Annotated in this window: 12 protein-coding genes and 5 tRNA genes; 2 read left to right on the forward strand and 15 right to left on the reverse strand. The window is 61.7% G+C overall.

Features of this window, described 5'->3' with window-relative positions:
- Positions 1–3: 3 nt before the first annotated feature.
- The 6 genes from ACFWHB_RS02800 to nhaC all read right to left on the reverse strand — a co-directional run bounded on the left by ACFWHB_RS02800 (position 4) and on the right by nhaC (position 6,653).
- Positions 4–822, reverse strand: coding sequence for an ABC transporter permease (locus tag ACFWHB_RS02800; RefSeq protein WP_289985507.1), 819 nt, complete (start codon positions 820–822; stop codon positions 4–6).
- Positions 812–1,780 carry an ABC transporter permease gene (locus ACFWHB_RS02805; protein WP_395949415.1) on the reverse strand — a complete coding sequence of 323 codons (969 nt, stop codon included), beginning with the start codon at positions 1,778–1,780 and terminating at the stop codon, positions 812–814. The genes ACFWHB_RS02800 and ACFWHB_RS02805 overlap by 11 nt, the downstream gene beginning before the upstream one ends.
- Positions 1,777–2,790, reverse strand: a complete 1,014-nt coding sequence (locus ACFWHB_RS02810) for an ABC transporter ATP-binding protein (RefSeq protein WP_395949416.1) — start codon at positions 2,788–2,790, stop codon at positions 1,777–1,779. The genes ACFWHB_RS02805 and ACFWHB_RS02810 overlap by 4 nt, the downstream gene beginning before the upstream one ends.
- A gap of 80 nt (positions 2,791–2,870) precedes the next feature.
- On the reverse strand, positions 2,871–4,016 hold the full coding sequence (locus ACFWHB_RS02815; protein ID WP_395949417.1) for an ABC transporter substrate-binding protein: 1,146 nt from the start codon (positions 4,014–4,016) through the stop codon (positions 2,871–2,873).
- Positions 4,017–4,214: 198 nt separating this feature from the next.
- Positions 4,215–5,138 (reverse strand): LysR family transcriptional regulator, encoded by a 924-nt coding sequence (locus ACFWHB_RS02820; protein WP_106885714.1) that lies wholly within the window; start codon positions 5,136–5,138, stop codon positions 4,215–4,217.
- Between the two features lie 105 nt (positions 5,139–5,243).
- Positions 5,244–6,653 carry a Na+/H+ antiporter NhaC gene (gene nhaC, locus ACFWHB_RS02825; RefSeq protein ID WP_395949418.1) on the reverse strand — a complete coding sequence of 470 codons (1,410 nt, stop codon included), beginning with the start codon at positions 6,651–6,653 and terminating at the stop codon, positions 5,244–5,246.
- Between the two features lie 304 nt (positions 6,654–6,957).
- On the opposite strand from nhaC, the gene ACFWHB_RS02830 reads away from it, so the two are divergent.
- Positions 6,958–7,167, forward strand: coding sequence for a hypothetical protein (locus tag ACFWHB_RS02830; RefSeq protein ID WP_041206801.1), 210 nt, complete (start codon positions 6,958–6,960; stop codon positions 7,165–7,167).
- Between the two features lie 8 nt (positions 7,168–7,175).
- Here the strand turns inward: ACFWHB_RS02830 and ACFWHB_RS02835 are convergent, their stop codons facing one another.
- The 9 genes from ACFWHB_RS02835 to rsmC all read right to left on the reverse strand — a co-directional run bounded on the left by ACFWHB_RS02835 (position 7,176) and on the right by rsmC (position 12,148).
- Positions 7,176–7,442, reverse strand: a complete 267-nt coding sequence (locus tag ACFWHB_RS02835; protein WP_106885716.1) for a late competence development ComFB family protein — start codon at positions 7,440–7,442, stop codon at positions 7,176–7,178.
- A gap of 102 nt (positions 7,443–7,544) precedes the next feature.
- Positions 7,545–7,630 (reverse strand) — tRNA-Leu (locus ACFWHB_RS02840).
- 70 nt (positions 7,631–7,700) lie between these two features.
- A tRNA-Leu gene (locus ACFWHB_RS02845) sits at positions 7,701–7,786 on the reverse strand.
- Positions 7,787–7,832: 46 nt separating this feature from the next.
- Positions 7,833–7,918: transfer RNA gene (locus ACFWHB_RS02850), tRNA-Leu, on the reverse strand.
- Between the two features lie 46 nt (positions 7,919–7,964).
- Positions 7,965–8,050: transfer RNA gene (locus tag ACFWHB_RS02855), tRNA-Leu, on the reverse strand.
- 51 nt (positions 8,051–8,101) lie between these two features.
- Positions 8,102–8,187, reverse strand: a tRNA-Leu gene (locus ACFWHB_RS02860).
- A 116-nt stretch (positions 8,188–8,303) separates the two neighbouring features.
- Complete coding sequence (glgA, locus tag ACFWHB_RS02865; protein WP_395949419.1) at positions 8,304–9,764, reverse strand: glycogen synthase GlgA; 1,461 nt, start codon at positions 9,762–9,764, stop codon at positions 8,304–8,306.
- On the reverse strand, positions 9,754–11,013 hold the full coding sequence (gene glgC / locus ACFWHB_RS02870) for a glucose-1-phosphate adenylyltransferase (RefSeq protein WP_289985492.1): 1,260 nt from the start codon (positions 11,011–11,013) through the stop codon (positions 9,754–9,756). The genes glgA and glgC overlap by 11 nt, the downstream gene beginning before the upstream one ends.
- 106 nt (positions 11,014–11,119) lie before the next feature.
- On the reverse strand, positions 11,120–12,148 hold the full coding sequence (gene rsmC, locus ACFWHB_RS02875; RefSeq protein ID WP_395949420.1) for a 16S rRNA (guanine(1207)-N(2))-methyltransferase RsmC: 1,029 nt from the start codon (positions 12,146–12,148) through the stop codon (positions 11,120–11,122).
- A gap of 278 nt (positions 12,149–12,426) precedes the next feature.
- On the opposite strand from rsmC, the gene dapA reads away from it, so the two are divergent.
- On the forward strand, positions 12,427–13,299 hold the full coding sequence (gene dapA, locus ACFWHB_RS02880) for a 4-hydroxy-tetrahydrodipicolinate synthase (RefSeq protein ID WP_042648184.1): 873 nt from the start codon (positions 12,427–12,429) through the stop codon (positions 13,297–13,299).
- Positions 13,300–13,316 lie beyond the last annotated feature (17 nt).

Below are 13,316 nucleotides of genomic sequence, written 5' to 3' on the forward strand. Positions count from 1 at the left end.
TCATTATTTGCCACTGCCGGCGACGTCCTGGCCGTCGCGGGTGAGGTAGTAGGCAAGCAGAATGGGAATGGTGGTCACGGCCACTATGATGAGGGCCACCACGTTGGTGACGGGTCTGTCACGGGGGCGGATCAGCTCCTGATACATCCAGATGGGCAGCGTGGTCTGCTGGCCCGCGGTGAAGGTGGTGACTATCACCTCGTCGAAGCTGAGCGCAAAGGCCAGCATGCCTCCCGCCAGCAGCGCGGTGGCGAGGTTGGGCAGGATGACGTAGCGCAGGGTCTGGAAGCCGTCGGCCCCGAGATCCATGGACGCCTCGATCAGCGACTTGTTGGTGCGGCGAAAACGGGCCAGGGCATTGTTGTAGACCACCACCACGCAGAAGGTGGCGTGACCGATGACGATGGTCCAGAAGCTGAACGGGATCTCCATCAGGCCGTAGGCGGAGCGCAGTGCGATGCCTGTGACTATGCCGGGCAGGGCGATGGGCAGCACCAGCAAGAGCGAGACCACCTCCTGGCCGAAGAAACGGCTGCGGGCTATGGCTCCCGCCGCCAGGGTGCCGAGCACCATGGCCGCCAGGGTCGCGAGCCCGGCCACCTCCAGCGACAGCTGGATGGCGCGCCACACGTCGGGGCGGTTCAGGGTCACCTCGAACCACTTGAGGGTGAGTCCGGGGGGCGGGAACTGGTAGCTCTTGCTCTCGCTGGTGAAGGCGTAGAGGAAGATGAAGAGGATCGGGAAGTGCAGGAACAGCAGACCGCCGATGGCGGCGTACTTGAGCAGGCCGGAGGCCTGGTTCATGGGTGGATTAGAGCGCATCGAAGGCCCCCAGACGTTTGGCAATGGTCAGGTAGATGGCGATGATGAGGATGGGCACCAGTGAGAAGGCGGCGGCGAAGGGCAGGTTGCCCGCCGTGCCCTGCTGCATGTAGACCACCTGGCCTATATACATGGTCGAGTTGCCTATGATGCCGGGAATGATGTAGTCACCAAGGGTCAGGGAAAAAGTGAAGATGGAGCCCGCCACCACGCCGGGCAGGGCCAGCGGCAGGATCAGGGTGCGGAAGGTCTGGGCCGGAGTCGCCCCCAGATCGCAGCTCGCCTCCAGCAGGGAGCACGGGATCCGCTCCACCGCCGCCTGAATGGGCAGGATCATGAAGGGCAGCCAGACGTAGACGAAGACGATGAAGGTGCCGAGCCGCGAAAACGACAGGGAGGGGCCGCCAATCATCGGCAGGGAGAGGATGCTGTCCAGCAGCCACTCCAGCCCCAGGCTGTCCGCCAGCCAGCTGATCACCCCCTCCTTGGCCAGGATCAGCTTCCAGGCATAGACCCGCACCAGATAGCTGGACCAGAGCGGCAGCATGATGCCCACGTAGAACAGCGCCCGGGTCTTGCCGCTGGTGTAGCGCGCCATGTAGTAGGCGATGGGGAAGCCGAGCAGGGCGCAGGCCAGGGTCACCAGCAGCGACATGCCGACGGTACGCCCGATGACGTCGAGGTTCTCCGGCCGCAGCAGGGCGATGAAATTTTGCAGCCCCAGCTCGTGACGCACCTGACCGCTGAACTCGTCCAGCCCGAAGAAGGCGTTGGAGAGCAGCATCAGCAGGGAGCCGACATAGATGATGCCGAGCCAGAGCAGGGGCGGCCCGAGCAGGATGGCCAGCAGCAGACCTGGCCGCCCGTAGAGCAGGGTGGAGAGGCGCCGCAGCGGCCGCAAGCGTGCAGGTTCGGTGGCGTGGCTCATGGCTAGACTCGCACTGTGGGGGAGGCTCATGGCTGAGCCCCCGATCCTGAGGCACTCAGGCGGTGGATGGCCTGCTCAGGCCAGCTAAGGCTGACCCGGGCGCCACGGGCCAGACGGGCCTGCCCCTCGTTGGGGTGGTTGACGATGATCTCGAGCTGCTCTCCCAGGCTGACCCGGTAGCGCACGAAGGGGCCCAGATACTCCACCTCGCAGATCTCGCCGGACCAGCCGGGCATGCCGGCCTCGCCGAGCCGGATCCGCTCCGGGCGCACCATCATCTGGTGCTCGTCACCGCACAGCCGCCGGGCCTGCTCCCCCTCGAACAGATTGACGGTGCCAACAAAGCGGGCCACAAACGGCGTCGCCGGGGCATCGTAGATGGTATCGGGCGCGGCTATCTGCTCTATCTTGCCCTGATTGAAGATGCAGATGCGGTCGCTCATGGAGAGCGCCTCCTGCTGATCGTGGGTGACGAAGATGAAGGTGATGCCGAGCTGGCGCTGCAAGGCTTTCAGCTCGAGCTGCATCTGCTCGCGCAGCTTGAGGTCCAGCGCCCCCAGGGGTTCGTCCAGCAGCAGGATGCGCGGCTGGTTAATGAGGGCCCGGGCGATGGCGATGCGCTGGCGCTGGCCGCCGGAGAGCTGCCCCGGCTTGCGGCTGCCGACGCCGGGCAGGCGCACCAGCTCCAGCATCTCCTCCACCTTGCGGTGGCGATCCGCCTTGGGTACTCCCCTGATCATCAGGCCGTAGCCGATGTTGTCTCGCACATCCATGTTGGGGAAGAGGGCGTAGTCCTGAAATACGGTATTGAGGTTGCGATCATAGGGCGGCACCCGGGAGCAGGGCTCGCCAAACAGGCGGATCTCCCCCTCGCTCGGGTACTCGAAGCCCGCGATCATCCGCAGGCAGGTGGTCTTGCCGGAACCGCTCGGGCCCAGCAGGGTAAAGAATTCACCGGAGGGGATCTGGAAGGAGATGTCGTCGACCGCCTTCACCTCGCCATAGTGGCGGCTGACCCGGTCAAATTGTACGGCTGTCATGGTACGTCCTTGTCATCGAACAGGGCCGGGTCTCCCCCCGGCCCGTGGTGGGGCGATTTGCTGGTGTGGGCTGCCTGGACTCAGCGGCCACCCAGGATGGCGATATAGTCGGACACCCAGCGGTAATAGGGCACGCAGGTCCCCTGGCTCTTGCACTGGGAGACTGGGGTACGCCAGAAGTGCACCCTGTCGAAGTTGTCTATGCCATTGGTCTTGCAGCCCTCTTTGCCCAGCAGGGCATTGCCCTCGCAGGCGGCGGGCACCACGGGCACAGAGCCGAACCAGGAGGCGAGATCCCCCTGCAGCTTGTTGTTCAGGGAGTGCTCCAGCCATTGGTAGGCGCAGGTGAGGTGCTTGGCTTCGCTGTGCACCATGCTGGTGTCGGCCCAGCCGGTGACGCCCTCCTTGGGTACAGTGGTGGCGATGGGCTGCTTGTCGGCGATCAGGGCATTGGCCTGGAAGGGCCAGGAGCCGGAGGCCACCACCCCCTCGTTCTTGAAGTCATCTATCTGGACGAAGGCGTCGTGCCAGTAGCGCCCCACCAGCTGGCGCTGCTTGCGCAGCAGATCGAGGGAGGCTTTGTACTGCTCCTCGTTCAGCTCGTAAGGATCCTTGATGCCGAGTGCCGGCTGGTGGGTCATCAGGTAGAGGGCGGCATCGGCGATGTGGATGGGGCCGTCGAACGCCTGCACCCGCCCCTTGTTGGACTTGCCGTCCGGCAGGGTCTGCTCCTCGAACACCACGGACCAGGAGTCGGGCGCCTTGGGGAACACCTTGGTGTTGTACATCAGTATGTTGCCGCCCCACTGGTAGGGGACGCCGTAGTGCTTGCCCTCCACTGTGTGCCAGGGGGCATTCTGCAGGCGGGGATCTATCTTGCCGTAACTCGGGATGAGGGCCAGGTTGAGCGGCTGCACCTTGCCCCCCGCGATGAGGCGCAAGCTGGCGTCGCCGGAGGCGGTCACCAGATCGAAGCCCCCCTCGTTCATCAGGGCCACCATCTCGTCCGAGGTCGCGGCCGTCTTGACGCTGACCTTGCAGCCGGTCTCCTTCTCGAAGCCGGTCACCCAGTCGTAGTTCTTGTCGGTCTCGCCACGCTCTACGTAGCCTGCCCAGGCCACGATATTGAGCTGGCCTTCACCCTTGCCGAGCTCGGTCGGGGCGGCCTGGGTCTGGCCTGCCAGCAGGGCGGGGATCAGGGCCAGGGTCAGGGGGGTCAGTTTCATCTTGCTCTCCTTGCATGATCTGGAGCCATGCGATACTGCAATGGCAATTAACATCCTGTTAACCAGTCATGAGCGTAGGAGAAGGCAGTGGTAATGAGAATTTCAATTTTTAACGCCAGAGGTATCTGCCAAATCGATATCGAGTGCAGATGAATCTTGTTTTTGATGACGGCACGGCGATCACCCTGAGGGTGCCGGCTAGCGGGAGACCGGCTGGCGGGCCCGCAGCCGGCTCTGATCCCGCGCTATGTCGATGAACTCGCGGGCGGTCCAGTCGAGCCGCGAGCCGCGGCGCCACACCAGACCGATGTCGATGGCGGGGATGGGCTCCTTGATGGGGCGGGCCTCCACCCGCTCCTGCTCCAGAGACCAGGGGCGATAGGCAAAGTCCGGCAGCAGGGCGACCCCGAGCTGGCTCGCCACCAGGCTGCGCACCGCTTCCACCGAGGCGGTGCGTAGCACAGTGCGAGGGGAGATGCCGTAGCGGCGCAGGCCGGCCCCTATGATCTGATCCAGCTGATCGGCGGTGAGCGAGATCATGGGCTCGTCCCCCAACGCCTTGAGGGAGAGGGTCGATTCCGCGCAGAGGGGGTGGTTGGCGGCGAGCCAGAGCCGCAGGGGGGAGCGGGTCAGCAGCTCGGTATCGAACGCCTCCTGGCGTATGGTGCGGTTGGTCATCAGTATCCCCACGTCCACCTCGCCGTTGACGATCTGATGCTCCAGAAACGGCTGCTCATCCTCCTTCACCTCGATGCGCACCGCCGGAAAGGCACGGCGAAAGCGGCCGATCGCCTCCGACAGGTAGTAGCCGGCCACCAGCGTGGTCACCCCTATGGTGAGCTGCCCCTGATCCTGCTGGGCAACCGCCTTGAGGGACTGGCCGGCTTCGGTCATGGCGCCGAGAATGCGCCTGGCATGGAGCAGGAACTGGTGGCCCTGGGCCGTCAGGGTGACGCCGCGCGGGTTGCGCTCGAACAGGGCGGCGCCGAGCTCGGTCTCCAGCTCGCGGATGGCGCTGGTGACCGCCGACTGGGAGATGTGCAGTTCGGCGGCGGCGCGGCTCACGGAGAAGCTGTCGGCCACCGCCACGAAGTAACGGATCTGGCGAAAGGTAAAATTCATCTGGGCATCCTGCCACGGGCGACGAGGTTGACTGCCAGCTTAACCCCGAACTTCCCCCAAGCAAAAGGCGCCGTGATGGCGCCTTTATCATTATTTTTCCTGCTGTTAGCGGGAGCTGGCCGCCTCGATCACCGGCACCCGGTTCACCGCCTTGCCCAGATAGGCGAGGGTGATGGTCACTATGATGCAGGTGAAGCTGAGCCACATGTAGGGCAGATAGTCGAGGGTCGCCACCCCCAGCACCCCGGCCATGAAGATGCCGTTGTCGCTCCAGGGCACCATGCCGCAGGTGAGGGTGCCGCCGAACTCGGCATTGCGGGAGAGGTTCTTGCGCGCCAGTCCCAGCCGGTCGTAGTTCTTGGCCATGATCTTGGGGGTCAGGATCAGAGACACATACATGGCGGAGCCGAACACGTTGGCCAGGAAGGCGGTGCCTATGGTGTGGCTGGTCAGGCTGCCGACGCTGTTGATGCGCTTCTCGAAGGCGCTGGCGATCACCGCCAGTATGCCGACCTTCTCCAGCAGACCGCCAAAGCCCAAACCGAAGATGATGACGGCCACCGAGCCCAGCATGGACTCCATGCCGCCGCGACCCAGGATGTTGTCGATGAAGTCGACCCCTGAGGTGATGGGGAAGGGGCTGTAGGCGGAGTGCATCGCCTTGATCGGATCCATGCCCTGGAAGGCGATGGCCCAGACAAGGCCGAGGAGGGCGCCGAAGCTGATCACCGGGAAGGCGGGTTTGCGGTTTGCCAGCAGGCCCAGCACCAGGATCACCGGCACTATGGCCAGCGGGGTGATGTTGAACTGCTTGTCGAGGGCCTCCATCACCAGATTGACCTGCTCCAGGCTGACGTTGCCGGAGTATTGCATGCCGACCACGGTGAACAGGGCCGCCGTGATGACGTAGGAGAAGAGGCTGATGGGCAGCATCCCCTTGATGTGCTCCACCACGTCGACGTTGGACATGGTCGACGCCAGCACCACTGAGTCGGAGAGGGGGGAGAGCTTGTCACCGAAGTAGACGCCGGAGAGCACGGCACCGGCCACCAGGGGCGCAGGCACCCCCAGGCTGTGGCCTATGCCCATCATGGCGATACCGGCAGTGGCGGCCGAGCCCCAGGAGGTGCCGGTGGCCAGGGAGGTGAGGGAGCAGATGATCAGGGTCGCCAGCAGGAAGATGGAGGGGTGTATCACCTTGAGGCCGAAGTAGATGATGCTGGGGACTATGCCGCCGGCGATCCAGGTGCCGACCAGGGCACCGACGGAGACCAGTATCAATATGGCGCCCATCCCCTTGGCGACGCCGTCGACGGCGGCCTGCTCCAGGGACTTGTAGTCATGGCCGAGCCGGATGCCGAGCCCCATGATGACGAACCAGGCGATGAACAGCGCCAGCTGGATCGGCAGATCGAGCACGCTGGTGAACGAAAAGGCCAGGGCCAGGAAAATGGCCAGGCAGGCAAACACCTGCGTCATGCCAGGCAATCGGATGTGGTTGTGTTGGTTTTGCATAGATACTTCCTAAACTCTTGCTCGCCAAGGTCGGTCCCTCTCGTCCTGTGGATACACGTATCCCGAGGGGCCGGCCCAAAAAGAGGCCGCAATCTACCACAAACCCGGGGCGCAAAATCCCAACTTATTTAGCAAAAATGCATTAATGTTTGATAAATCTACTCATTAGTTGATCTCATCGGCGCTTTTTTTGAATATCAGGCCGATGCAGGGCAAATAGCCAAAACCCATAGAGAAGTCCGATTGCACTCCCCATAATCACAAACGATAATCGTTATCGTTTGATTCTGTGGGTAGCATCATCATGATCTGGATAGTGCGGTGTCTCTTGCTGGCAGCCTTGCTGGCGGTGTTGGGCTGGGGTCAGGACAAGGCGTACGGCCTGTGGAGTCTGGGCTTCTTGCTGGCAGCCTGGGTCATGCTGGAACCCAGGCTGAGGCCGGCGCTGATCCTGCTGCCGGTCGCGGGCATGACGGGGGTCGTCACCCTGCTCTGGCAGCAAAGCTGGCTATAGGAAAGCGCTCAGCGGGAAGGAACGGCCTGGATCTTGTCATAGGCCAGGCGCAGTGAGGTCATGACCTTCTGCTCCATCTCGGTGCGTTCGGCATCCGTGGTGAAGTAGATCATGTCGACGTTGTGACGTATGTAGTGAGAGGGGAGCTGATTGAGGGTAAGGCAGCAGAGATCGGCCAGCTGGTAGGGGGTCAGTCTCTGGTTAAGTCCCTGTTTTTCTATCTCTTTGAGCACCAGATGTTCATAGAAGTTGTGAATGTCGGTATCCAGGATCATGGGAAAACCCCTGTGGTGGCATGGCATCCTCAACAGCATAGCCATGGCAGGGGCAAAAACAAAAGGCCCGTCACTTTCGTGATGGGCCTTTTGCAGAATGAATGGTGCGAAGAGAGGGACTCGAACCCTCACATCCGTGGGACACTAACACCTGAAGCTAGCGCGTCTACCAATTCCGCCACCTTCGCACACTGATTTTCTCCAGCTGGTTTTAAATGCGGTTGGAGCGCATTGCTCTGTGTTTACATGTCAGAATCATGGTGCGAAGAGAGGGACTCGAACCCTCACACCCGGGGGGCACTAACACCTGAAGCTAGCGCGTCTACCAATTCCGCCACCTTCGCACATTCGGGTTATCAGTCTGGATTTACATGCTGTCTGATAAAAGCATGGTGCGAAGAGAGGGACTCGAACCCTCACACCCGGGGGGCACTAACACCTGAAGCTAGCGCGTCTACCAATTCCGCCACCTTCGCACATTCGGGTTATCAGTCTGGATTTACATGCTGTCTGATAAAAGCATGGTGCGAAGAGAGGGACTCGAACCCTCACATCCGTGGGACACTAACACCTGAAGCTAGCGCGTCTACCAATTCCGCCACCTTCGCACATTGTCATCAATCTTGTTTTACATGCCATCGATGGAGCATGTTGCAGTATGGTGCGAAGAGAGGGACTCGAACCCTCACATCCGTGGGACACTAACACCTGAAGCTAGCGCGTCTACCAATTCCGCCACCTTCGCATCACTGCGGTGGGGGATTTTATAGAGTTTTGGGGGGCCGTCAACAGCCAAAGGGGACTTTTTTCGCTGTTGACGGATAAAGCCGTATCAAGGGCACAAAACTTCAGCAATCTGGGTCACACCGGGGCCAGTGCGTCCTGATACATCTGCTCGTACAGGGGAACAGAGTCGGCCCAGTCGAAGCGGGTGTGCATGGCATTTTGCTGCACGCGGGCAAACCGCTCCGGTTCCTGCAGGTAGTGGAGCAGGCTGCGGCGCATGGCATCGAGCAAGGTGCTGGCGGTGGGATCGTTGAAGCAGAACCCGGTCGCGTGCTCCGGATCGGCGTCCCAGTCCACCACTGTATCCTTGAGCCCGCCGACGGCTCTCACCAGCGGCAGGGTGCCATAGGCCAGGCTGTACATCTGGTTGAGGCCGCAGGGCTCGAACAGGGAGGGCATCAGGAAGAAATCGGAGCCCGCTTCCACCAGGTGGGCCAGACGGTCGTCATAGGCATTGATGAAGGCGAACCTGCCGGGATGTTGCTGGGCTATGGTCTGCAACTGGGCGGCGAGGGAGGGATCGCCTGAACCCACGATCACCACCTGCACCTGATGCTGCAAAAACTTGTCCAAGGCCGGGATCAGCAGGTGCACCCCTTTCTGCTCGGTCAGTCGGCACACCATGCCATAGATAGGCAGGTTGCCGACGGGCAGCCCCGTCTCCTGCTGCAGGGCCCGTTTGCAGGCGTGTTTGCCGGCCAGGTGGTCGGCGTCATAGGTGGCGGGCAGCAGGGGATCGAAGGCGGGATCCCAATCCTGATAGTCACAGCCGTTGAGGATGCCGCGCAAGTCGCTCGCCCGTTGCTGGAACACGCTGGCCATGCCGTGAGCACCCAGGTGCGTCAGCAGCTCGCTGGCGTAGTTGGGGCTGACCGCATTGATCTTGTCGGCATAGAGCACACCGCACTTGAGCAGGTTGATGTGGCCGTAGTCGTAGTTGATACGCTGCTCGTAGTCCTGGATCTCCGGCACGGCCCAGAACTGCTGGCGATCGAACACCCCCTGGAAGGCTGCATTGTGGATGCTGATGACCGACCGGGTGCGTTGGAAGAAGGGATTGTGAGCGTGGCGCGTCTTGAGCAGCAGCGGCAGCAGGCCGGTGTGCCAGTCGTTGCAGTGAACTATGTCAGGGGCGAAGTTCAGCTGCTCGCAGGCGTGCAGGGCCGCCGCCGCCAGGAAGGCGAAACGCTCGCCGTTGTCGGGGTAGGCCTGATTGTTCTCGGCATAGAGCTGGGGCCGTTCGAAATAGGGCGGGCAATCGAGCAGATAGACGCAGATCCCGTCCAGTTCCAGCTGATAGATGCGATAGCTGATGTCGTCCCGCCCCTGAGGGGTGGGCAACCAGCGCGAGGCGAGAAGAACGGCCTCGTCCCGGCGCTTGAGCGTCTTGTAGAAGGGCAGGATGATGCGAACGTCGTGACCCCCCCGGGCGAGATGCTGCGGCAGGGCCTTGGCCACATCTGCCAGGCCCCCGGTCTTCACCAGCCCCTCAACCTCAGAGGCTACAAACAGGACTTTCAGTGGGTTAATAGCCAACTCTTGCTCCCTTAGGTACCACGACGATTCCGCCTTCGGATACGGTAAATCGCTCTCTGTCATGGTCCAGATTCTCACCGATCACGGTGCCGGGTGCAATTTCAACGTTTTTGTCGATGATGGCGCGTCGAATTGAGCAGCCTTCACCTATCTTCACATCCCCGAGCAGCACGGATTCGCTGATGTGGCTGCATGGGCCTATGTTGCAGCGAAAACCCAGGATGGATCGCTGGATCTGGCTGCCCTGGATGAAGCAACCGCCGGAGATCAAGGAGTTGGCAATCTTGACCTTGCACTCATCGGTGTCGATGAAGGTGGCGGGGGGCAGGGGCGGGTAGTGGGTGTGCAGCGGCCATTTGCGATTGTAGAGGGAGAAGGGGGCATCGTCGGCCACCAGGTCCATGTGCGCCTGCCAATACGAATCCAGGGTCCCCACATCGCGCCAGTAGACGTTGGGCTTCTCACCGGGGATGACGTTGGTGCTGTAGTCGTAGACATAGACGGGGGCGCGGGGGAACAGGCTGGGGATGATGTCCTTGCCGAAATCGTGGCTGGAGTTTTCCTCGGCGGCATCGCGCTTGAGCTCGCGGTAGAGCGCCTCGGTCTCGAAGATGTAGTTGCCCATGGAGACCAGGGCCTGGGTGGGATCCCCGGGGATGGGCTTCGGATGCCTGGGTTTCTCTTCAAAACCTATCATGCGACCCTCCTGATCCACCTCGATCACCCCGAAGGCGCTCGCCTCCTCGATGGGCATGCGCAGGGCCGCCACAGTGAGGGCGGCGGCCTTCTGCTTGTGGAAGCTCACCATCTGGCTCACGTCCATCTTGTAGATATGGTCGGAGCCGAAGATGCAGACGTGCTCGGGGTCGGAGATCTCGATGAAGCGCAGGTTCTGATAGATGGCGTCGGCGGTGCCGTCATACCAGCGTTTGCCCATCCGCATCTGGGCCGGAATGGGATCGATGAAGCGATCCGTGATGCCGACTATGTTCCAGCCCTTCTTCATATGCAGGTAGAGGGACTGGGACTTGAACTGGGTGAGCACATAGATGCGCAGGAAGTCGGCGTTGACGAAGTTGTTGAGCACGAAGTCGATCAAACGGTAGCTGCCGCCAAAGGGGACAGAGGGCTTGCTGCGGGTGGTGGTCAGTGGCTGGAGTCGGGTTCCTTCGCCGCCAGCCAATATCATGGTGAGTATGCCTGCCATCGTATTTCTCTCCCTGAATTCATACTTTGAAAAGGTTTTCATGTTGCCGCGAAAAAACACCCCTAAAGGGGTGGCAAACGTTTTCTTGGTACCTTAGCAGATCCCGTCTGGCACTCTCTACTTGTTTTATTACAACCGTTGCACTTATTTAGGCTTTGCTCAGATACACCTTGAATTTGCCATCGCTGGCTATCACTTCGGTCCGTTTGAAGTGCGTATCCAGTATAGGTTGGTAACGCAGGAAGGCATTGGCGACTATGGTCAGGGCGCCATCGGCGGTCAAAAACTCGGGTGCCCTTGCCAGGAAGGTTTCGGTGGCGGCATAGAAGGTCTTGAGCCCGGCATGGAAGGGGGGATTCGAGACGATATGTTGGAATCTTTCGGCAATATCGGAATAGACATCAGAGGCATAGACTCGTCCCTGCAAGCCGTTGACCGCCAGGGTGCGGCGGCTGGACTCGAGCGCCAGGGCGCTGATGTCTACCATGTTCACCGCTAATGCCGGGTTGCGTTTGGCCAAGATGGAGCCGATGACCCCGGCGCCACAACCAAAGTCGAGCAGCTTGCCCTGCATGGGAGGGAGGCTCGCCAGCAGCATCTGACTGCCGAGATCCAGGCCATCGGCGCTGAACACCCCCGGCAGTGCCATGACGGTCAGCTCGGTATCCCCGGCGCTGCACTCATAGCGGCTGAACCAGGCATCCAGCTCGAAGGGGGCGACCGGCTTGCCGAGCTCGCCGTGATAGAGGGAGCAGCGGCGGGCGGAGTCGCGTTTTATCGGCTTCCCGCCATAGGGGGCCAGCAGCTTGTCTGCCCCGTTGATGCCGCCCCGGTTCTCGCCAGCGAGGAACAGGTCTGCACCGCTTTCCAGCAGCGGCGCCATCATGGCCAGCAGGTATTGCGCCTCGGCCTTGGCCTTGGGCATCAGCAGCAGCAGGGCATCGAAACGAGGGGCACCGCCGAGCTGGTGATCGAACAGGATGCGCTCACCCAGGGGCGCCTGCTGGCTGAGGAAATAGCAGTAGTCTGTGGTGAAGACCGTCAGGGAGTCGGCCAGCTCGGCCAGCTGACGAGGGTAATCATCTTCCAGGGCGCCACACACCAACAGCCGTTTGCCGACAAAGAGGGCTTGATTACGTTCCAGCATCTGGCTGACGGCACTGACAGGACGGCTCATTGGGACTCTCCACGCTTTTTTGGGCGGCCATTATACATGGCCGCTTTCGCCTTGACATTTATGCTGTGTTCCCGAAATATGCCCAGACACCTTATTTATCCAGAGATGATGCAATGCGGTCATGCGTATCGAAACGAAAGCATAAATACAGCCTGACATTCGGGCCTGCTGGCGTGCGCGCGTAACCTCTCATCCCTGAGACGATTCAAGCCCCGGTAGCGACCCCCGTACCGGGGCTTTTTATTGACCAGTCCATCTGTTTAGGAGAAGGAAATCCCATGTTTCAAGGTTCGATAGTTGCCCTGATCACCCCATTTCGACAGGGCCAGCTGGACGAGGCCGCACTGGCTCGCCTGGTGGAGTGGCACATAGAGCAGGGGACCCATGGCATAGTGCCGGTCGGTACCACGGGGGAGAGCCCGACCCTGACCCACGACGAGCATTGCCGGGTGGTGGAGCTGGTGGTCAAGCAGGTGGCGGGACGGATCCCTGTCATCGCCGGTGCGGGCTCCAACAACCCGGTCGAAGCCATTGAATACACCCGTTTCGCCGAGCAGATGGGGGCGGATGCCACCCTGCATGTGGCCGGTTACTACAACCGCCCGAATCAGGAAGGCTTGTTCCACCACTTCAAGGCGGTCCACGACGCCACCACCAAGCCCATCATCGTCTACAACATTCCGCCCCGCGCCATCGTCGATGTGCAGCCGGCGACCCTGGCCCGCCTGGCCGAGCTGCCGCGCATCGCCGGCGTGAAGGACGCCACCGGCGATCTGGCCCGCCCCTGGACCGAACGCCAGCTCATCAAGAAACCCTTTGCCTGGCTCTCCGGTGAAGACGCCACCGCCGTCGCCTACAACATCGGTGGTGGCCAGGGTTGTATCTCGGTGACGGCCAACGTGGCCCCCAAGCTGGTGGCCGAGGTCCAGAACCTGACCCTGGCCGGCGAGTGGCAAGCCGCCCGCGAGCTGCAGGACAAGCTGATCCCGCTGCATCAGGCCATGTTCGCCGAGCCCAGCCCGGCGGGCGCCAAGTACGCCGTCTCCCTGCTGGGCCTGTGCAGCGAGGAGTGCCGTCTGCCGGTGATGCCGCTGTCTGACGCCACCCGCGAGCGGATCCGCGCCGCCATGCAGGCGTTGAATCTGTTGTAAAAACTGGGCTCTGGATC

This window comes from Aeromonas mytilicola subsp. aquatica (assembly GCF_044336385.1).
Lineage (GTDB): Bacteria > Pseudomonadota > Gammaproteobacteria > Enterobacterales > Aeromonadaceae > Aeromonas > Aeromonas rivipollensis.

Excerpts from the sequence above, each read along its gene's own strand:
- ACFWHB_RS02835 (WP_106885716.1), bottom strand. The coding sequence starts at position 7,442 with ATGATCCTGGATACCGACATTCACAACTTCTATGAACATCTGGTGCTC.
- ACFWHB_RS02815 (WP_395949417.1), bottom strand. The coding sequence starts at position 4,016 with ATGAAACTGACCCCCCTGACCCTGGCCCTGATCCCCGCCCTGCTGGCA.
- ACFWHB_RS02810 (WP_395949416.1), bottom strand. The coding sequence starts at position 2,790 with ATGACAGCCGTACAATTTGACCGGGTCAGCCGCCACTATGGCGAGGTG.
- dapA (WP_042648184.1), top strand. The coding sequence starts at position 12,427 with ATGTTTCAAGGTTCGATAGTTGCCCTGATCACCCCATTTCGACAGGGC.
- glgC (WP_289985492.1), bottom strand. The coding sequence starts at position 11,013 with ATGAAAACCTTTTCAAAGTATGAATTCAGGGAGAGAAATACGATGGCA.
- nhaC (WP_395949418.1), bottom strand. The coding sequence starts at position 6,653 with ATGCAAAACCAACACAACCACATCCGATTGCCTGGCATGACGCAGGTG.
- ACFWHB_RS02800 (WP_289985507.1), bottom strand. The coding sequence starts at position 822 with ATGCGCTCTAATCCACCCATGAACCAGGCCTCCGGCCTGCTCAAGTAC.
- ACFWHB_RS02805 (WP_395949415.1), bottom strand. The coding sequence starts at position 1,780 with ATGAGCCTCCCCCACAGTGCGAGTCTAGCCATGAGCCACGCCACCGAA.
- ACFWHB_RS02830 (WP_041206801.1), top strand. The coding sequence starts at position 6,958 with ATGATCTGGATAGTGCGGTGTCTCTTGCTGGCAGCCTTGCTGGCGGTG.
- rsmC (WP_395949420.1), bottom strand. The coding sequence starts at position 12,148 with ATGAGCCGTCCTGTCAGTGCCGTCAGCCAGATGCTGGAACGTAATCAA.
- ACFWHB_RS02820 (WP_106885714.1), bottom strand. The coding sequence starts at position 5,138 with ATGAATTTTACCTTTCGCCAGATCCGTTACTTCGTGGCGGTGGCCGAC.